Below are 18,295 nucleotides of genomic sequence, written 5' to 3' on the forward strand. Positions count from 1 at the left end.
CATTCGGCCGTGAACTGAGGGGAACTGTCTATTGCCTACATCTCGTCCTGGTGTTCTTCCTGAGCGTGTTCTTGGAGTTCCTCTTCCGTGTCGAACGACTGGCCGCAGATGTCGCATTCGTACTCATTTTCGTGATCGTGGTCGTGTTCGTCTGCCATACGTATGCTTCACATTATTGAACGCTAAATAACGCAGCCCTACGTATAGGTCTCCATCACTGTTCAGCCGGGCTTTTTCGTCGTCCTTCACGTAGGACGTGGGAATACGTATGAGCGACTTCGATCTCATCATCGTCGGGGGCGGAACCGGTAACAACACGGCGTCGGCGGCCGCCCGAAGCGGGCTCGACGTCGCGCTCGTCGAGAAGCGATCGCTGGGCGGCACGTGCCTGACTCGAGGGTGCGATCCGTCGAAGACGCTCGTCCACCGAGCGAACGTCGTCGAGGGCGTCCGCCAGGCGGAGCAGTTCGGCATCGAGGCCGAGGTCACGGACATCGATTTCTCACAAATCGTTGCGGAGAGTACCGAACCGTTCGACGAAAAGGCGGCGCACATGGAGGACCATATCCGTGATGCAGAGAACGTCACCTTCTATGGGACTGAAGCGGAGTTCGTCGACGAGCGGACGCTCTCAGTTGGCGACGAAGAGATTACCGGGGAGAACATCGTCATCGCCGCGGGCTCACGGCCCATAATCCCCTCCGCCATCGACGGGATCGAGGACGTCGATTACATCACGAGCGACGAGGTGTTGCGGTTGGACGAACGGCCGGACCACCTCGTCATCGTCGGCGGCGGATACATCGCGGCTGAGATGGGGTACGTCTACGGGACGCTGGGATCGGACGTTACGATCATCGGCCGGAGCGACGATCTCCTCCCACGCGAGGATACCGACGTGCGGGAGACCTTCACTGATATCTACGAGCGACGGTACGACGTTCACACCGGTCACGAGGCGACGGCCGTCTCCCAAGACGGCAAGGAGATTACGGTCGAGGCCGAGACCGACGAGGGAGATCGGCTCGAGGTGACGGGCGACGAGCTGCTAATGGCGACGGGACGACGACCGAATTCGGACACGCTTCGGGTCGAGGAAGCGGGGATCGAAACTGACGACGACGAGTTCGTCAAGGTCAACGAGTATCTAGAGACGAGTGCGGAAAACGTCTGGGCGATCGGCGACATCGTCGGGAACTACATGTTCTGGCACTCCGCGCTACACGAGGCCGAGTACGTCTACCGGAGTGTCGTCTCTGGTCGACGGGATCCGATCGAGTATCCGGGAATGGCCCACGCGATCTTCGCCGACCCCGAGGTCGCGAGCATGGGAAAGACCGAAGGAGAACTCGAGAACGAGGGGCGAGAGTACGACATCGGGACGTACGACTATGACGGCGTGGCGCTTGGGATCGCGATGAAGGCAGAGGATAGTTTCGCGAAAGTGGTGGCAGACTCGGATTCGGGGGAACTCCTCGGCTGTCATATCCTCGGCCCTGACGCGTCGACGCTCATCCACGAGGTGATGATCGCCGCACGAGTCGGCGACGGAACGGTTTCGGAGATCGCCGACGCAATCCACATCCACCCGGCGTTGAACGAAGTGGTCCAACGGGCCTGCGACGATGTTTGAAGCTCGAACACTCCCTCTCAGAATCCAAATTCGAGAACGAGGACGAGCACACCGACTGCGCCGAAACTGACTCCGAACCTGACCTCCATGACATCCGTCGAGACGTACTTGCTGACTCGCGTTCCGATTATGCTGCCGACGATAACGCCGGGGATACTCGATGTGACGACGTACCAGATGGAGGTCGCGCTCTCGCCGAATCGTTGCGGGTCCTTTTCGAACTGCTCTCTACAGCCGTCCGGCGTACTCGGCTGTCACGCTAGCCGTGAGCGGATCGACCTCCATACCGCAGGTGGGATCTGTCACCATAGGAATCTCGATTGAGAGTAGGGAACGACTCGTCTTAGCCCGCTCCCGGTCGTGCGCTGAACTCGCACACTCCTTCGAGAACTGCGAGCGACCGAGCGGTTGCGAGCGCTCAGCGATCGACGCTCGAAAATGAAACGGTAGTACCTCGCGTTACGGTCCAAATCGATCGGTGAAGTCGGTTCCTGACGACGGCCGACAACGGCGTCAGTCTCGAGCGACCAGCGCGTACGCCAGTGCCACGGGGACGGCGTAGGCGATATATCCGGCCAGACTCAGTAACGTGTCTGGAATCGCGACGTTTTGCTCGTCGCCGCGGGCGGAACAACAACGATCGAACCTGATCCGGACGATCCCACCGATCACGTTCTCGTCCGGATCAATGCGGATCGCGAGAGCGATAGGTTCGGTGAAATCACGGGGACGATCGAGGTCGGCTACACCGGTCTGTGTGACATGACTCTCGACCTGAGCGGCGAGTACGGGTTCGTCGCGGACATCGCGAACGAGACGCTCACCGTGGTCAGGGTCGATCGTTCGAAATCGTCACTCGGGTCGACGTCGGAGATCCCGCCGGAGACGGGAACGTTCTGCCGTTCATGTGTACGGCGTCGTTCGACGGTGACTGTCTCATGGTCGAAAACGTCGAGGGCGGACTCGGTTCCGACCCGGACGTTCCGCGTCGGGGATCCGAAAGTATCTGGGACATCTCCGATCCTGAGGATCCGGTCGAACTCGAGCATATCACTCGAGACGATGGGCTATCGGCGTTACCGATAACGAGTGAGGTGGACCCCGACAGTGAGGAGGCCTACCTCTTCACTCCCGGCGTCGACGCTGTCACAGTGATTGACCTCAAGGAGCGTACTATCGACCGGGAGATCGATATCGGTGGGAGTGCGATAGCCGGCGCCTGGGGCCCCGATCGGGAAAACTGTACATTCCGGTCCAGTCGGCGAATCACGTCGCAGTGATCGATCGCGAACAGCGGAGCATGCTCACAACTATCGATACCGGTGAGTCGTCAACGGGCGCCGTCGGCGGGATGGTTCGACCCAAGACGACTGCCAGCCAACACCTGCAAAGTTCTCTATCGATGCTCGGTCTCCCCGCCGGTGATCAGGAATCGACGTTTTGCCCCGAGGGTAACTGTTACTGCGGATAATGCGCCGACCCACCTCACCGCAGCGATCGCCGAGTGAGATGTGACTCGATCGCATCGGCGTTCACTCGGGTGCTAATTCTTGCCGCCGAAACGGAGTTACCACTCGGTTACCTGATACTATTTGATGCTGGCCCGACGAAGGGATATGTGAGATGATCACCGGATGATGCAATTGTGGCTTGAACCATCGAAATTGATAGCGCAGAGATTTGTGGCTTCGGTAGAACGCAGCAGAACAACCCGGATTGGAAGACTCAACCCGCTGATCGTTACTCGATAGTGCTACAGATGACTGACACACTCTACGTCCAGCGAGGAGAGCTGACCGTGACGGAGATTCTCGATGAGGTCGACACGGGAATCGAGTCGTAATCGAGATCGACCTTCTTGGGAAATCGGTTCGAATGGTCATTCGCAAGCACGATGAGACGTACTACTGTGATACGCCCGTCAAACTCCTCAAATATGGTACGACGGAAGAGATGCGATCCTGCCTCGAGCGATACAGACTCGCGACGTCAGATCGGGAGCCAGACGTCGCCGGCGGACTCGAGGTGCCGTCCCATGAGTGAGAGACCGTGGAGTGGTAGTACCGGTACTGGAAGTGTACAGCCGACAGGACACCGTCAACCCGAAACGTCGGCGTCGGCCCCGGCTGATCAGCATACGGAAGTAACTGAACCTGTTCGTATCGACAATCCAGAATTCGGCCAGGTGCTCGAGTGCGTGCTCGGGATCAATAGTCACGAGCGTCGCACCTACTTTGCGCTTCTCGAGGCGCCGGGAAGCACGACGACCGAACTGGCCGGAGACCTCAACCGCGATCAGAGCAGCGTAAACCGATCCCTTTCGACGCTTTCCGAGACGGGACTCGTTCAGCGCGATCGGAAGATATTGGATGGTGGTGGATATGTCTACCAGCACTTTCCGACCCTGCTTCCGGAGGCCAAGACGCTAATGCACTCGTCCATCGATCGGTGGGCGGCACAGGCCCATGACCGAATTGAGTCTTATAGTGAGTGACCTCCCCGGCTGTAGTCGCGGAAACTCTAACTCACCGTGGCTGCTACTGCCTGGAAATCACTGAATTAATGTTAACTAATTCGTTCTGAATTTTCACAGATATAGCCGACTTCTCTGCGTTCAGCAGACCGGTTCCAAGTAGCTCGAGTGACTTCCGTGTCGCCATGATGCAGCGATCCTTTGGAGCTGTCCGTCTGCTGAGTCCAGTCCCTATATTCAGCACGCAGTTTTTGTTCTCTCTCGGGTAAATCAATCGTCGCTCCATTACCCGCCTGCCCTGAACCTAGCATACTGATTTTAGCAGCTAACGAGGACAGCGATGTTCACTGCGGCAACTGCTTCTGTTGTACTTACCGTTATTGAGTAAAGGGGATCTGAGAGCCATTCTATGGCATCCTCTCTTTCTGCACTACAACCCGCCATTCATTTTGCATATCGGTTAGTATTGGAAACAAACATGCCGACTGAAGCCACCGTCTACCGGGCCCTCCTCGCCATGGCCGACGATATTGACCAAGAGCGAACTATCTCAAAAGACGTCATTATCAATTTAAGGCCGATCTTGAGGAAGAGATCGACGCGGTTCTAGGGACGTTCTGGACGACTGCCAACGACACGAGAACGGGTGGAACAACCCTCGCTGATACGATACGACGGCTCGCACTCGAGGGAGAGACACCGTCGATAATCGGATTCTCCGAGCAGAACGTCCCAACGAGCAAACTTGATCCAGAATCGTATACGGCCGTTCAGGACTTCAGGGAGGAGTGCCGAGAGACAGGGTACTTCACGTACGCAACCCTGGAGGAGTACGAGAGCAGGCTCCAGCAGTCCCTCTCTCGGATGATGGATGGACTCCTCGCCGATCCGCGGAGACCGTTTCTAGAGCAGACGGACCATGATGGACCGAGCGAGTACGACGTTGAGGTGGATCACGATCGACTACAACTGTCCGCGGCTATCCACCGAGAACAAGACGTGCGGAACATTGATCGGATCGTGGACCAACTTCAGGAGCGAGACATCGAACCCCCGTATCGGGTACTCGATGCGGTCAATACCGTTTTGGACTGCCTCACGGATTGCATCTATGAGGTCCGTCATCTGATCGAAGATCAGATACGTTGCAACCTGCTTGTCAGCGGTTATCGTCACCATCTCTTCGGTCGGTGTCTCGGTCGTCCTTGAGTTGTCTGCGTTGCCTTCTGTGAACTCCGACAGTGTCAGATACTCTGTCCGTAGTATCCACCCCTGTGAAACCATATAAACCGCACTAGAGAGATCCTCAAACCCGTCCACTTGGCTGCGACGGATCTCTTCACTGCGAACTCGAGAAGTGAGACGATCCCTGTTGTCTGGTACAGCGCCATACTACTGTCTCGAGTAACCAGTAAATCAGAACTCACGACCAGTTAGGACTGGCAGATATCGCTGTGTAGGTACCGTGTTTGGACACGACCCACCGGGCACTACGGGGATCCTGATTCCGTCAGTGAACCGGCCCCGATCGGGTAAACCAGTCGGTATCCTAACGCTCTTTAGGATTGATTGAGTAACTTATAGGCGCGCACGAAAGTGCGCTGAGCCGGAGTGCTTGGCTGGCACCTCGCTCCGGCTCATACACCAGCCCCCGCGTAGCGGGAGCAATCCATCGTTTGAATTGGCGAAATAAAGATGTGCCGACGTCCCGTCGGATCAGTGGCGACGGCACTCGAGTCTCTCGGTGGATTGTATTCTGCGATGCTGGGGCCGCTAACTGGAGAACTATGGTCCTGAATATCACCATCCATTGCGATTGTGGCATTGACATCGATGCGACTCCGTCTGATAGCACGGTCGCATGTCCGAACTGCGAGATGACATTCACGGTATCGATCATCGAACTGCCGACTACGTCCGATCTTGACTACGATGCATCCAACTCTCACAACGGTACTCGAACGTATCTCGGTCCGTGAGGGCTGCGATCCGACGGCGCTTCCACCGCTATACGAGGCCGTCGACCCCGAGGCCGCCACCTCGTTGCTCGAGTCGAGTACGGACATCGTTGTCCGCTTCGACTACGTTGGCTATCGCGTTGCAATTGGCCCCGACTCGCACGAGGTGACGGTGATCGGCGAGGTGCAGTGATAGCCTCTTAGGACGGTTACCGAACAACCACTCACTGCCCTTTTCCCTCGTGTCCAGACTGTTTGGCCGCCATTGTCCGGCGATAATCGAGGTTCAGAACACTCAGTGCTCGAAACGTTCGTTCTCGGCTCTCGGTCCATTACTAATTATTCGCAAATAGCGAGTAGGAGATTTGCGTACTCACTCTGGTGGCGCTGAAAATCCTTGACCTCCCATCTCTTTTCTCAGTGACAGTCAGCGGCCGACCGAGTAAAGGGTCGTTCGCGCGAACGACGTGGGAGTACTTCTCAGGGACTCTCGGTCAGTCGTCGCCGGTCGCTACACCGTCGCCCCCTGTTCCGACATCGGGCGTCTGAAGTACCTTGACGTCCGTGTCCGGACCAAGCGGTTCGACGCGCACGCTGGACACCTTGTACTCGGGAATTCCGGACTGTGGGTCGAAGGTCTCCTGCGTGAGCTTGTTGACCGCACCCGCGGCAAAGTGCATCGGGATGAACAGCGTTCCCTCGCCGACGCGCTCGGTCACCTGTGTCTTAACGACGATGTCGCCGCGTCGCGATTCCACGCGGACGTACTCGCCGTCGGAGACGTCGAGGTGGTCGGCTGTCTCAGGGTGTATCTCGACGAAGCTCTCGCCGACGTGACCCATTAGTCCCTCGACGCGCCGTGTAATCTGCCCGGTGTGCCAGTGGTAGAGTACCCGACCAGAGGTGAGCGTCAGCGGATACTCCTCATCGGGCACCTCGCCGGGGTGGCCGCCGTCCGCCGGGACGAAACGGGCAAGGCCGTCGTCGAAGTTGAAGTTTCCGTCCTCGTAGTCGTAGAGATACGGTGTCCCGGGATGGTCCTCGTTCCAGCACGGCCACTGGAGACCGTGCTCGTCACCCCCTTCGAGGCGGTCGTAGCTGACGCCCCCGTATATTGGTGTTAGGTCGCTGATCTCGTCCATAATCTCCCGGGGATGGTCGTAGTCCCAGTCATAGCCGAGGCGGTTCGCGAGTTCCTGCGTTATTTTCCAGTCCTGACGCGCCTCCCCCGGCGGATCGGCCGTCGCCCGGACGCGCTGGACGCGGCGCTCCGTGTTGGTGAACGTGCCGGTTTTCTCCGGCGAGGTCGCCGCCGGGAGTATCACGTCGGCGTACTCGGCCGTCTCGGTCATGAAGATATCCTGGACGACGAGGAAGTCGAGTTCCAACAGGGCCTTGGCGGCGTGCTCGATGTCGGGTTCGGAGACCGCGGGGTTCTCGCCGACGACGTACATCCCGCGCAGGTTCCCTTCGTGGACCTCGTCGAACATCTCCGGGGCCTGGAGTCCGGGGCCCTCCGGCGGGCGTTCGCCCCACACGTCGGCGAACTTCTCGCGGACCTCGTCGTCGGACGGGTCCTGATAGCCGGGCAGGCTGCCGGGGAGCGTCCCCATGTCGCCGCCGCCGCCCTGGACGTTGTTCTGACCGCGGAACGGGGAGAGGCCGGCACCGGGCTTCCCGACCTGTCCGAGAACCAGCGCGAGGTTCGCGAGCGCGAGCACGTTCCGGGTGCCGTGGCTGGACTGGGTCATCCCCATCGCCCAGCCGAAGACGACGTCCTCCGCGGTACCCAGCGTCTCCGCGGCCGACCGGAGTTCGTCCGCCGGCACGCCGGCCAGTTCCTCAACCCGCTCGGGCGTGTAGGTCTCGACCTTCTCGGTCAGTTCGTCGAAGTGCTTTGTGTTGCGTTCGACGAACTCCTCGTCGTAGAGGTCGTGTTCGACGACGTATCGGATGAGGCCGTTTATCCAGGCGACGTCGTAGCCCGGTTCGGTCCGGGTGTACTGGTCGGCGTGCTCGGCGATGCCGACCTTCCGCGGGTCGAACACGACCAGGTCCGCGCCGTCGCGGACGTTCTGCTTGATGCGGGTCGCCAGCACCGGATGGGACTCGGTGGTGTTCGACCCCGTGACGAGGTAGGCGTCGGCCTCGCCGATGTCCTCGTTGATGCGGTTGGTCATCGCGCCGTAGCCCAGCGTCTGCTGGAGCGCCGCCACCGTCGAGGAGTGACACAGGCGGGCGCAGTTGTCGATGTTCTTCGTCCCCAGCACCTGCCGCGCGAACTTCTGGACGAGGTAGGCCTCCTCGTTGCTGCCCTTCGACGAGGCGAGGCTGCTGACGGCGTCTACGCCGTGTTCGTCCTGGATTGCTCGCAGGTTCTCGGCCACGAGGTCGAGCGCCTCGTCCCAGGACGCCGGTTCGAACTCGCCGTCGTCGTTGCGGACGAGCGGTTTGGTGAGTCGCTGGTCGCTGTTGGCGAACTCGTGGCCGAACTTGCCCTTGACGCAGGTCGAGAAGTCGTTGGCGGGGGCCGCGTCGGCGTCGTCGACCGGTTCGACGCCGAGCGCCTCGCCGTCCTTGCCCACCATCTCGAACCGGCAGCCGACCGCGCAGAACCCGCAGGTCGTCTCCTCGCGGTCGAGACCGTCGAGTCGGCGGTCGCCGACGACGTCGGCGATGTCGAACATCTGGCCCTCCGACAGCGTGCTCGTCGCGATGCTCTCGGCGGTGTGCTCGCCGGCCAGCACCGCCTTGCGGCCGTACTCGGTGGCCGCGTCCACGGCGCGCTCGCGCGCCCGGTCCATGAAGTCCGAGAGGCCGGTCTCCTCGCCGGCCGCGGCCGTACTCGCAGGCGAATCGTCGCCGCTGGGGTCGGGCGAGCGGTTCGGCGCGGACGTGTCGTCGAGCGTCTCGGCCGCCTCGCCCTCGATGACCGTCCCGATGGAGTTGCGGTGGGTGAATCCGGGGAGCGGGAGCGTCCCGGCCCCGTCGATGCCCTTCTCGGTGAGCGCACCTGTCGGACAGACGGTCGCGCAGTGACCGCAGGAGACGCACGCCGAGTCGGCCATCGTCTCGGCGTCGGACTGGAAGCCGATGCGGGTGTCCTCGCCGTGGCCTTCCATCCGGAGGACGCCCTCGACCTGCACGTCGTTACAGCCCTCGACGCACCGGTTGCAGAGGATGCACTTGTTGCGGTCGATCTGGATGAACGACGAGGTGTCGTCGATGGGTTCGTATTCGTCGCGGTCGTCGAACACGCCGTAGCGCGGATGGTTGACGCCCTCGCTGATGGCGGTCTCCTGTAGCTCGCACCGCCCGTTGCCGTTGCAGGTGGTACACCGGAGATTGTGGTTCGAGAGGACCAGATCGAGGTTGACGCTCCGGCTCTCCTCGGCGTCGGGCGTGTCGGTCTCGACGGTCAGCCCCTCTTCCGCCGGGAACGAACAGGAGGGGACGAGACCGTGCTCCTCGGTCTCGACCATGCAGGTGCGACACTCGCTCCGCGGGCCGATTTCGTCGCTCGCGTCCCCCTCCCGGTCGTAGTGACACAATGCGGGGACGTCGGCGTCTCCCTCGACGCCGTCGGATCCTGATTCGACGGACACGGTCCCGTCATCAACGGCTTGCATCGCGTCGATGATAGTAGAGCCGGACGGGACGGTGACCGACTGTCCGTTGACGGTGAGTGTCGGCGCCTGGTCAGCGTCCGTGCCGACGTCTGGGTCGTTCGCGGTCCCGGTTTCGAACTCCGCGGTGACCGGTGTCTGTGACTGCGGATCGTCGACGTCTGGTACTCCTGGAAGTGGCTCGTCGGTACTCATAGTTTTTCCTCACAAGTGCCGCTTGGACAGCGACCGTCAGCGTGGGCTCGGAACTCCAGTTCGAACTCGTCCATCGCGGTCATCACCGGACGGGGCGCGTGCGCGCCGATCCGGCAGTTGCTCGTTCGACGCATGACGCGACCGAGTTCGCGGATGTCGTCCGTCCGCAACGAACCCTGATACACTTCGCGTAGCAGTTCGGTGAGTTGCTTCGTTCCCTCTCGTCCTGGCACGCATCGACCACTGTTGGCCGTCGACGCGAACTTGGCTCGCTGGCCCGCGTCCGCGACGACACAGTGACCGTCGGACAAAAGCTCCACGACGCCGTTCGTCCCGAGGTGTGCAGCGTCGAGCGCTTGTGCGGTCGGCGGTACGTCCAGATCGGCAGTAATGCCGCCGAAGACGCCCCCGACGCAGGCCATCTTGAAGGATCCGTCCATCTGGACGGCGTCTCGCACGTCCGTGAGACTGTTGGTGGACGCTAACTCCACAGTCGCCGGAGTATCCACGTCGCCGGTGACGGTCACGAGGCGGGTTCCGGGGTCGGCGTCGTCCGCATTGAACGCCCCAGGTTCACTGAGCGCCCGCCGGACCTGAGCGAACGTCCGCGGCGTGTGTACGACCGTCGGGCGACCGTGGAGCCCGTATTCGGCGGGCGTCGGTGGCTGGATACGCGGTTCGATTCGGTCCGCGCCTTCCATCGCCTCCAGCGCCGCGGTCGGCGCGCCGGCCCGGTACTCGTCGGGACCGGCGACTATCTGGATGGCCGTAGATAGCTCGGCTTCAGCCGCCTCGACGGCCTGCCGGATGTGGCGCTGAAGCTCGGTGTCGCTCTCGTTCAGGTAGACGATTACGTCCCCAGCGTCCACGTACTCTGCGACCGCTGCCGCGCCATCGAAGACCGACATCGGTGTGCCGGCGAGCAGCGTCCGATCAGCCCGCGGTCGGTCGTCGGTCTCGTTGGCGTTCACGACGACGACGGGGTCGCCGTCGGTCTCGCGGGCGCGCTCCCACGCCTCGTCGACGGGGTCGTCCGCGGAGGCATCGCCTCTGCCGCGGCCGAGGAGGCCGAGGTCCGCGACGGCACCCGCGTCGCGCTCGGTCGAGGCGAGCGCGCATTCGGACGGGTCAAGCGGGTCAACCCACCCACAGGGGCCGAGCGCGTGCCGCCGTCCGACCGACAGCGGACCGTCCGCCGGAACCGGGAGCGACTCCGTCTCCGGGTCGTGTTCAACGACGGCGTCGGCTTCCTTCGTCGGTAGCCCGTCTGACTCGAACTCCGCCACGAGGTCGCGGACGGTCGAGGGGTCGGGGGACGCGAAGATACCAGTCTCACCCCCCTCGGTCGCCAAGACAAGCGGTTCGAGTTCGGAGATGCCGCTCGGTCCCGTCCGCACGACAGGGAGAGAGTTCACCGCGTCGCGGGCCGCACTAAAGACCCGGTCTCCGCTGGCAGCTGTCACGTCTGCCGAGACGCGAACGACCGGCGAACGGCCAACAGCTCCGTTGACATTCGTCATCGGTACCCTCCTTGTAGCGAGGAAACTAAAAATACACGAAGGATTCCTACGAAAAGCGGCAAAAACACACCATAATGCCGGCCATAATTTCAACTTATTCACCATTATGTACGCCGTCCGACGGTAGCAACGACTCAGAACGGCGGTTCGAGGGCCGGGTCGTCGTCACGCACTAGCCAGACCGCGACTGCGGCGACGAGAACGCCACCGGGCAACGCAGACAATCGCTTCGACATCAGTCGCGCGTAGCACTCTCGGACACCTAACCCTTCTGCCTCGCCGTCAGCTCGCACCGTCGAACCCTCTGGCGAGCGGCGCTTTCGAAGGGTTGAGAGGGTGCGGTTCCGTTTACAGTGATGATGAGTAACCCACGATTCGATGAACTCCAGGAGCAGGCCGCCGAAGCGGTCGTTGAGGAGGACCTCGTCTCGGTGTACGCCGGACTCGTCCACGAGGACGGTCAGCACGAGTACTACTTCGGGAACGACACCGAGGACGCCGAGGAACTGCGCGAGATGGCCGCTGTCCAGTTGGGGATGATGCTCCGGGTGCTTGCGGACCGCTCCGACAGCAGCATCGACGAGATCACCGACCTCGCGGCCGAGCGCGCCCAAGAGATGCAGCTTCGCTAACCTGCGCCGACTCACCGTTTACTCGGTAGATCCGATCCCTTCCGAGGATGCCGACCCGGCGCCGGCGGCGCGCTCGCCGACCGGCGTCTCGTCGTCGACGACACCGTCTAGGTCGAGTCTGTCGAGCGTCTCCGCGAACGGGCGACCGTCCGGGTCCCAGCCCCGAGCGGCGTAGTACCGGTCGAGTGCCCGCTCGAAGTCGTCGGGGTCGACTCGGACTCTCCGTCCTTCCCCGTCGGGAAGCGGCTTCTGAAACCGTGCGGGGAGACTGTCGTCCGCCCGGTCGAATCCCTCGCGGACGTTGAACAGGCGGACGAGCGTCCAGACGCGCTCGCCGAGTCGGTAGAGTTCCTCGGAATCGTACTCCCGGCCGAGCGCTGCCAGCCATTCAGCACCGAGGTCGTCGAATGTCTCGCCGAGGAAATCGTCGGCCGGGAGGCTCCAGAGGACAGATCGAACGTTCTGTGGGGTGATGACCGACCGAACCTGCTTTTTGAGCGACCACTCCCCGTCGAAGACCTCCTTCTCGAACGGCCGGGCGCGGCGGTGACAGCCACCGCGGTCGCTCGTCGCATAGGCCAGCGCCATGCTGCCGGCCCGCCGAGGGTCGTAGGAGGGCACGGCCATCGACTTCACGGTCGGGACGAGTTCCTCGCCGCCGTACCGTTCGGCGGCGACGGCGACACCATCGGCCAGCGCGTCTGCGACCGGCCCCTCGCGTGCGGCGATTCGCTTTATCAGTGACGCCGCGGTGGCGGCGTCGCCGAACGACACGTCGAACTCCACGTAATCGGCTTCGGCGGCTCGAATCGCCCAAGCGACCGCGTTTCCGACGCTGATGACGTCCATTCCGAAGCGGTCGCAGAGCGCACCCAGCGCTGCGACATCGTCAAAGTTGTCGATGCCGAGACCCGCTCCGAGCGTCATCGCTGTCGCGCCGCGAGGGACGGTCTCGCCCTCGTCTGTCTTGACCCGAAATCCGCCGGGGTGGTCTCCATCGGGGTACTCACGTTCCACGGCGGCCTCCTTGGCGGCCTCAACGCCGATGGCTTCGGCCCCCTCGAACTCCGTCTCCTGCCAGCCACATACCGCGAGCAAGTCCGTCTCGTCGGCGAAGTCGAGGCTCTCTATCGTCGCGCCAGCGGCCAACCAGCGGCCGGTGTCGTGTTCCCCGTACGTTTCTGCGTACTCGTCGCGGAGTCGCGCGAGATCGGCGGACGGGTCGCCCGTCTCGCCGTGAACGACGACCGCTTTCAGGTTCTTCGCGCCCATGACGGCACCCGCGCCGCCGCGGCCCGCGTGGTGGTCGCCACCGTCTGAGGCGATCGTCGCGTATCTGACCTCCCGTTCGCCTGCGGGGCCGGCGCACGCGACTGCGGCGTCCGGGAACGCGTCCGCGACCGCTTCGGCATCGGTGCCCGCGAGGTCCGGTTCGGCGACGATATCAGCACCGTCCTTGCGTACGTGGACCGCGACTGATTCGTCTGCGCGTCCCGTAATGAGAACTCCGAGGCAGTTCGGGAGGGAACCTGCGAGGCGGACAGGGAACTGCCCGCCGGCGTAGGAGTCTAGGAATCCGCCGGTCAGCGGCGATTTTGTGACCGCTGCGTACCGAGTCTCGCCGGGTAGGTATCCCGAAAGTGGGCCGAGCATGAACGCGAGCAGGTTGTCCGGTCCCAGCGGGTCAGTGCCGGCGTTGAGTTCCTCGTACAGATAGCGGGCACCTAGACCCTTCCCCCCAAGGAATCGGCGTCGCCATCGTTCCGGAACTCGCTCGTGACCGACCTTCCCCTCGGTGAGGTTGACCCGGAGAATGTGGTCACGCATCGGTGTCACGTCACCCGTTTTGGACCACGCGATTAAACCACTTCCGTGTCGGACCGGACTCAGGGTTAGTCCACCCGCGAGAGAATGTCGATATTGAGTTTAGCCACTTCTGACCCCCAGTTCCGCCGGGCGTCAACGCCAGCGAATCCGAGGATCCGCTAGTGAGCCTGTCGACAGCCCTCGGGAAATCCGAGAATGCTAGTGATAGAGAACGCGTTACGACGGCGGGAAGTCGACGATCTCGAGCTGGTGGAGGAGACTGAAGTTATCTGGGAGGAACCACCGTTCGGCGATCATACCGTCCTCGAACCGGACGAATGCCATCTGCTGGACCTCGATCTCGCGCCCGGTCGGTTCGATGCCCCAGAGGGCCCCCTCGTGCGTTCCGCGACTCGTGATGAACATCGCGACTGTGTCTCCGTCCACGACGACGTCCTCGACGGTCTGGGAAACGTCGGGAAACGCCGTGAGGAAGGCCTCGTAGGACTCCCGAATCGCCGTCCGCCCCTCCTGATCACCGAACGCATTGTGGTCAACGGCGTCAGCGGCATACAGTTCGTCGAGTAGATCGAGATTCCCATCCCCGAAGATGTCTTCGGGAATGCGGCGGGCGAGCCGTTCACGTTCTTTCTCCCGGGGAGTCAGTGCTGTGTCTGTCATCGTCCGTAATACTCCTCGGTTCCGGTGCTGTCGTCGGTTGGCAGATTCATCGTGACCACGTGAACCCGTAGATGGTGGACAGGCGTGAGAATTCGTAGAAACATGTTCCTATGTTTAAAACCTCCTGACGCCGTACTCGCGATACGATGCCCCGAATACAGGTCGAACTCGACGGGACGGCGGTTGGGGGGTGGCTCGCTACCATCTCCAGCGAGTTTCCGGACGACGAGTTTCGAATACTGGCGACGCGAGTGCGCGACGACGGTGCCCAAGTGATACTCGAAGCAAGAACTTCGAGCGGAGGTGCCGTCGTCGATCGGTTTCAGACCGCGTCGGAAGCCCGCGCGCTGGAGGTGCTCCACGCAGACGAGGAGACGATCCTGCTTCGATTCACCACTGAGCATTCGAAGGCTTACGATCCACTCGCGAAATCGAAGAACGTCTCGGTTTATCCCACGATCCTCCGAGACGGCTGGTTCTCGGTGACGCTCGTTGCCGAACACGAACGACTCTCCCGGTACACGGACGAGTTGGTGGCGGCCGGTATTCCCTACGAAGTGCTGTCGGTGAGCCAGTCGTACGAACCGACGGAGCTACTCACCGAGCGGCAGTTGGAGATCGTGACCGAGGCAGTTGAGCGAGGCTACTACAACTCGCCTCGCAACTGCACCGTCACCGAACTGGCGACGTCGCTGGACATCCACAAATCGGCTGCGAGTCGGCTGCTCCATCGCGCCGAATGTCGGATCATCCCGGCGTTTCTCGACGGAGTGACGGAGTAACTCGATTGGAGACTCGAACGCCGATTCCGAGGAAGTCGCTGGCGGGAGTTCGTCGTCCGAATTCACTGAATTACCATGCGTCGGCGCCTGCACAGTTAACGAAGCCCTCCCACTGTTCGAGTGTCCTATCTCGGGTTTCCGTCCGTTCCCAGAAGCCGACAATGCCAGCGGTTTTGTTGATTAAATCGATCTTCGTAAGTCGCCACTCCGACTCTCGAAACGATCCTACTCCTCGACCATGACGACCTCGCCTAAGGGTGGTTCACCTAGGTCCAATACCAGTATGGCCACGGCCAACAGGAGGAATACATGCTGCCCACTGACCGAGTAGTCGCCAGCGCACATGTGGACGATGGCGGCACCGACAAAGTATACAACGAGGCCGACTGCGGCAGCCGTCCCGATCGCTGGCACTGACCGCCGATACCGATCAGCAGTCCGAACGCGCCCGCTGCTTTCAAGGCGCCCAGTATAGGCAGCCACGATTCTTTCACGTCTCCCTCGGCCATGGATTCGAGGATGGCCTCAGAGGGGCGAAAGAAAGCTGCCGCCGAGATGCCGACAGCGATTATAGTCAGAATACTAACACCGATGTAGGCGGTGGACGTAATGAGTGTCATGGTTTGTCCTTGTGTATTTTGTTCCGGAGTCCATTCCTCACCAGCTGATCATGTAACCCGTTCTTGCAAACGCGATGGGAGAGACCTCCGGCTAAGGTCTTGGCGCTCATCCGATCACCGCAGCGCAGGCAGTATCGAGCCACGCTTGGATCCCTCTGTCGTACTGCAATTGACCATGACCGAGGTTTACAGTTACCATCCCGACGATAGTAATACCATGGCACCGACTCATGCTGTGGCGAAAGCCCGGCAGCGAACCGGCCATCGGCCGTGAGTAGTTTGGACCGTGGAGGTGGTGGGCGGTGGCGGTGACTGTGTTCATACCAGTTGTTGGTAATACGGTTTCTTTATTCAGCCCTCGTCCTGAAACTGAGTAGCCGTCTCAGAGGGCTTCGAGGTCGCTAAAACAACTCGCCGAATACATGTCCGGTTTCTGGTGGTTCGGTCGGGATTTCGAGGTCGTACGGGTCGTCTTCGATGGCCTGGATCAGCCGTCCCGCAGTGAACTGCTTCTCCTTGCTCAGGTCGGCATCGAGTTCTTCCGCGCGCCGGATGTTCGCTGCCGTCCAGATGTTGTACATGTGGGCCGCGAAGTTGAAGTAGAACGTCCGTACCCTCGAATCCGGGGACGCTGATTTCGGGAGGAACTCCTCTTTGATCACGCGGAACCCGGTCTCGATGCCCCACCGCCGCGGTAGTCGCTGGCGAGTTCCTCCGGCGGTATCTCGGTCGGATCGAGGTTCGTGTAGAAGTACGTGTAGTCGTCCATCGGCTCATCAGGCTCAGATTTCCGACGTCGGGACTTCTTCTCCGACTTGATGCCCACCGCGTAGTAGTTATCCTCGTCGAGGCCGCCGACGCCGTAGGGGTAGTACGACGAATCCATATCCAGCCGCCCCATGCCGTTCAGCAGGTGCTTGATGTCTGAGCCGGCCTTTCGGCCCTGCATCACCAGCTCCAGGTCGAACTCGTTGACCGTGGAGATCGTGTCCTCGCTGTAGAACTCAGTCCCGGCGTCCAGGTAGACGCGGTGGAGGTCGAGGTACTGGCTTGCCAGCCGCAGGAGCCGCCGGACGTACTGCGGTGCCTCCGAGCGCTTCCTGACGGGGAGAACGAGCAGCACGAGTGGCGTGTCCGTCCCGACCAGCGAGAGCGTGATGTACTTCCACGCCCTCGCGTAGTTCCGGCCCGATTTCGTCCCGCGAACGTACTCGTCAGTGTCTGGATCACCGAAGTATGGCCAGTCCGTGATGTCGATGGCGACTTCTGCCTTGTCAGGGAAGTAGTCGTACTCGTCATCGTCGGCGATCTCGAATAGCGGCTCGTTTGCCTCCATGAACATCCGAGTGATCTCCTCTCGGGAGGACTTCCGGATGTGGTGAATGAGCGTCTGTCCGGTCGGAATCTCAGAACCGTCATACCACGGCTTGAGTTCGAGGTTCTTCGCCGCATCGTTCACGAACTCGTTGCCGTTCGCGGCGGCCACCAACACGCGCATCGCCGCGTCCTTCGAGACCTCGGTGCTGGCGTCTCGCTTCAGCCGGATGTACTTGAACGTCTCTGACCGCAGCTCGCGCACAATCGTCTGCACCGGCGGGACGCCCTCGCCGTCGGGCGCAATGGTCTCAGGCGTCGGTTCTCGCACCCAATCCTCGAACGGCGTCCCCTGCCACTGGCGCACGAGCGTCTCGGTTTCGCTGGCGTAGAAGTAGCGACGTTCCTTCTCCATCCGCCCCGGCATCCGGTTCAGCGTAGACTGGCTCACCGTGTCCTCGATGTCCAGTTCGCTCTGAATAGCCCCGATCTTGAGCCGGTCTGCGATTCGATACTCGGCAATGGGGGAGAGGTCGAGGTAGAGGTAGACGCGGGTGGCGTCGTTCCCGTCGAGTTTCCGAGTCAGGTCGTCGTTGTCGCCGGGCGACCAGTAGTGAGGGAACAACCGTGTCTTCCCGATAGTGGCCGCGAGCGGGTTCGAGATGTCGGTATGTTCCATCCGCCGCCGAATCCGGCGTGCGTTCGAATCCAGACGCTCCCACAGCGGCGGAATCTCGTAATCGGCCTCGTTGTACCGGTCATCGTGGGTTTCAGGCCAGTAATCCCACGGGTCTGCGGCGGCCTTCTCCTCCAGTTCTCGCCGTCGCTCCCGGAATTCGCTGTCGAGTTCGCTAACAAACTCGCGTCGCTTCGCTATTTCGCCAGGCGATTCCGGGTCGCGTTCGGCGTCTTCGTCCACACGCGTACCAGAACCAGTCCACTCTCTTGATTTTTCCGTTCGATTACCAGTAGTTACTAGCGCGATATCTTTATTCAGTCTGGCGTCTGCAATCGAAATACCAGATTGCTCCGTATATGTGCGTATTTAGCGTCAC

16 protein-coding genes and 2 pseudogenes are annotated in these 18,295 nt (G+C 61.5%); 7 read left to right on the top strand and 11 right to left on the bottom strand.

Translation table 11 applies throughout. The features are described 5' to 3' along the window. Positions 1–35 precede the first annotated feature (35 nt). Positions 36–158 (bottom strand): C2H2-type zinc finger protein, encoded by a 123-nt coding sequence (locus ACJ70B_RS18465; RefSeq protein ID WP_408960491.1) that lies wholly within the window; start codon positions 156–158, stop codon positions 36–38. A gap of 110 nt (positions 159–268) precedes the next feature. On the opposite strand from ACJ70B_RS18465, the gene ACJ70B_RS18470 reads away from it, so the two are divergent. Further along, the gene (locus ACJ70B_RS18470) at positions 269–1,633 is read left to right on the top strand and encodes a dihydrolipoyl dehydrogenase family protein (protein WP_408960492.1); all 1,365 of its coding nucleotides are present in this window, start codon (positions 269–271) and stop codon (positions 1,631–1,633) included. Positions 1,634–2,146: 513 nt separating this feature from the next. On the opposite strand, the gene ACJ70B_RS18475 is transcribed toward ACJ70B_RS18470, so the two are convergent. Continuing rightward, the gene (locus ACJ70B_RS18475; RefSeq protein WP_408960493.1) at positions 2,147–2,305 is read right to left on the bottom strand and encodes a hypothetical protein; all 159 of its coding nucleotides are present in this window, start codon (positions 2,303–2,305) and stop codon (positions 2,147–2,149) included. A 266-nt stretch (positions 2,306–2,571) separates the two neighbouring features. Between ACJ70B_RS18475 and ACJ70B_RS18480 the strand changes: the two genes are divergently transcribed. The 3 genes from ACJ70B_RS18480 (at position 2,572) to ACJ70B_RS18490 (ending at position 4,127) form a co-directional block, all read left to right on the top strand. Then, positions 2,572–2,913 carry a hypothetical protein gene (locus tag ACJ70B_RS18480; RefSeq protein ID WP_408960494.1) on the top strand — a complete coding sequence of 114 codons (342 nt, stop codon included), beginning with the start codon at positions 2,572–2,574 and terminating at the stop codon, positions 2,911–2,913. 595 nt (positions 2,914–3,508) lie between these two features. After that, complete coding sequence (locus ACJ70B_RS18485; RefSeq protein ID WP_408960495.1) at positions 3,509–3,676, top strand: hypothetical protein; 168 nt, start codon at positions 3,509–3,511, stop codon at positions 3,674–3,676. Between the two features lie 142 nt (positions 3,677–3,818). After that, complete coding sequence (locus tag ACJ70B_RS18490; RefSeq protein WP_408960496.1) at positions 3,819–4,127, top strand: helix-turn-helix domain-containing protein; 309 nt, start codon at positions 3,819–3,821, stop codon at positions 4,125–4,127. Between the two features lie 1,053 nt (positions 4,128–5,180). Here the strand turns inward: ACJ70B_RS18490 and ACJ70B_RS18495 are convergent. Next, a pseudogene (locus tag ACJ70B_RS18495) lies at positions 5,181–5,390 on the bottom strand (hypothetical protein); the annotation flags it as partial. A gap of 648 nt (positions 5,391–6,038) precedes the next feature. Here ACJ70B_RS18495 and ACJ70B_RS18500 point away from each other — a divergent pair. Beyond that, on the top strand, positions 6,039–6,257 hold the full coding sequence (locus ACJ70B_RS18500) for a HalOD1 output domain-containing protein (RefSeq protein ID WP_408960497.1): 219 nt from the start codon (positions 6,039–6,041) through the stop codon (positions 6,255–6,257). 301 nt (positions 6,258–6,558) lie between these two features. Here the strand turns inward: ACJ70B_RS18500 and fdhF are convergent, their stop codons facing one another. Both fdhF and ACJ70B_RS18510 read right to left on the bottom strand, forming a co-directional pair. Beyond that, a complete protein-coding gene (gene fdhF, locus ACJ70B_RS18505) occupies positions 6,559–9,885 on the bottom strand; it encodes a formate dehydrogenase subunit alpha (protein WP_408960498.1) in 3,327 nt (1,108 codons plus the stop codon). Continuing rightward, a complete protein-coding gene (locus tag ACJ70B_RS18510) occupies positions 9,882–11,405 on the bottom strand; it encodes an NADH-ubiquinone oxidoreductase-F iron-sulfur binding region domain-containing protein (RefSeq protein ID WP_408960499.1) in 1,524 nt (507 codons plus the stop codon). Before ACJ70B_RS18510 ends, fdhF begins: the two co-directional genes overlap by 4 nt. A gap of 356 nt (positions 11,406–11,761) precedes the next feature. On the opposite strand from ACJ70B_RS18510, the gene ACJ70B_RS18515 reads away from it, so the two are divergent. Further along, on the top strand, positions 11,762–12,037 hold the full coding sequence (locus ACJ70B_RS18515; RefSeq protein WP_408960500.1) for a hypothetical protein: 276 nt from the start codon (positions 11,762–11,764) through the stop codon (positions 12,035–12,037). An 18-nt stretch (positions 12,038–12,055) separates the two neighbouring features. Here ACJ70B_RS18515 and ACJ70B_RS18520 read toward each other — a convergent pair whose 3' ends face one another. Both ACJ70B_RS18520 and ACJ70B_RS18525 read right to left on the bottom strand, forming a co-directional pair. Beyond that, the gene (locus tag ACJ70B_RS18520) at positions 12,056–13,864 is read right to left on the bottom strand and encodes an aldehyde ferredoxin oxidoreductase family protein (RefSeq protein WP_408960501.1); all 1,809 of its coding nucleotides are present in this window, start codon (positions 13,862–13,864) and stop codon (positions 12,056–12,058) included. Between the two features lie 216 nt (positions 13,865–14,080). After that, complete coding sequence (locus ACJ70B_RS18525) at positions 14,081–14,524, bottom strand: ester cyclase (protein WP_408960502.1); 444 nt, start codon at positions 14,522–14,524, stop codon at positions 14,081–14,083. A 146-nt stretch (positions 14,525–14,670) separates the two neighbouring features. On the opposite strand from ACJ70B_RS18525, the gene ACJ70B_RS18530 reads away from it, so the two are divergent. Further along, entirely contained in the window at positions 14,671–15,306 is a 636-nt protein-coding gene (locus ACJ70B_RS18530) for a helix-turn-helix domain-containing protein (RefSeq protein ID WP_408960503.1), read from the top strand. Positions 15,307–15,531: 225 nt separating this feature from the next. Here ACJ70B_RS18530 and ACJ70B_RS18535 read toward each other — a convergent pair whose 3' ends face one another. The 4 genes and pseudogenes from ACJ70B_RS18535 to ACJ70B_RS18550 form a co-directional block, all read right to left on the bottom strand. After that, complete coding sequence (locus tag ACJ70B_RS18535; RefSeq protein WP_408960504.1) at positions 15,532–15,789, bottom strand: DoxX family protein; 258 nt, start codon at positions 15,787–15,789, stop codon at positions 15,532–15,534. Continuing rightward, positions 15,783–15,926 (bottom strand): annotated as a pseudogene (locus ACJ70B_RS18540) (hypothetical protein); the annotation flags it as partial. The gene ACJ70B_RS18535 and the pseudogene ACJ70B_RS18540, both read right to left, overlap by 7 nt. 401 nt (positions 15,927–16,327) lie before the next feature. Continuing rightward, on the bottom strand, positions 16,328–16,588 hold the full coding sequence (locus tag ACJ70B_RS18545; protein WP_408960505.1) for a hypothetical protein: 261 nt from the start codon (positions 16,586–16,588) through the stop codon (positions 16,328–16,330). Further along, positions 16,585–18,159 carry a transposase gene (locus ACJ70B_RS18550; protein ID WP_408960506.1) on the bottom strand — a complete coding sequence of 525 codons (1,575 nt, stop codon included), beginning with the start codon at positions 18,157–18,159 and terminating at the stop codon, positions 16,585–16,587. The genes ACJ70B_RS18545 and ACJ70B_RS18550 overlap by 4 nt, the downstream gene beginning before the upstream one ends. Positions 18,160–18,295: the final 136 nt, after the last annotated feature.

Origin of the sequence: Natrinema sp. 74, assembly GCF_046097095.1 — an archaeon.
In the GTDB taxonomy this organism is placed as follows: Archaea; Halobacteriota; Halobacteria; order Halobacteriales; family Natrialbaceae; genus Natrinema.

Excerpts from the sequence above, each read along its gene's own strand:
- ACJ70B_RS18465 (WP_408960491.1), bottom strand. The coding sequence starts at position 158 with ATGGCAGACGAACACGACCACGATCACGAAAATGAGTACGAATGCGAC.
- ACJ70B_RS18470 (WP_408960492.1), top strand. The coding sequence starts at position 269 with ATGAGCGACTTCGATCTCATCATCGTCGGGGGCGGAACCGGTAACAAC.
- ACJ70B_RS18480 (WP_408960494.1), top strand. The coding sequence starts at position 2,572 with ATGGTCGAAAACGTCGAGGGCGGACTCGGTTCCGACCCGGACGTTCCG.
- ACJ70B_RS18485 (WP_408960495.1), top strand. The coding sequence starts at position 3,509 with ATGGTCATTCGCAAGCACGATGAGACGTACTACTGTGATACGCCCGTC.
- ACJ70B_RS18500 (WP_408960497.1), top strand. The coding sequence starts at position 6,039 with ATGCATCCAACTCTCACAACGGTACTCGAACGTATCTCGGTCCGTGAG.
- fdhF (WP_408960498.1), bottom strand. The coding sequence starts at position 9,885 with ATGAGTACCGACGAGCCACTTCCAGGAGTACCAGACGTCGACGATCCG.
- ACJ70B_RS18510 (WP_408960499.1), bottom strand. The coding sequence starts at position 11,405 with ATGACGAATGTCAACGGAGCTGTTGGCCGTTCGCCGGTCGTTCGCGTC.
- ACJ70B_RS18515 (WP_408960500.1), top strand. The coding sequence starts at position 11,762 with ATGATGAGTAACCCACGATTCGATGAACTCCAGGAGCAGGCCGCCGAA.
- ACJ70B_RS18520 (WP_408960501.1), bottom strand. The coding sequence starts at position 13,864 with ATGCGTGACCACATTCTCCGGGTCAACCTCACCGAGGGGAAGGTCGGT.
- ACJ70B_RS18525 (WP_408960502.1), bottom strand. The coding sequence starts at position 14,524 with ATGACAGACACAGCACTGACTCCCCGGGAGAAAGAACGTGAACGGCTC.
- ACJ70B_RS18530 (WP_408960503.1), top strand. The coding sequence starts at position 14,671 with ATGCCCCGAATACAGGTCGAACTCGACGGGACGGCGGTTGGGGGGTGG.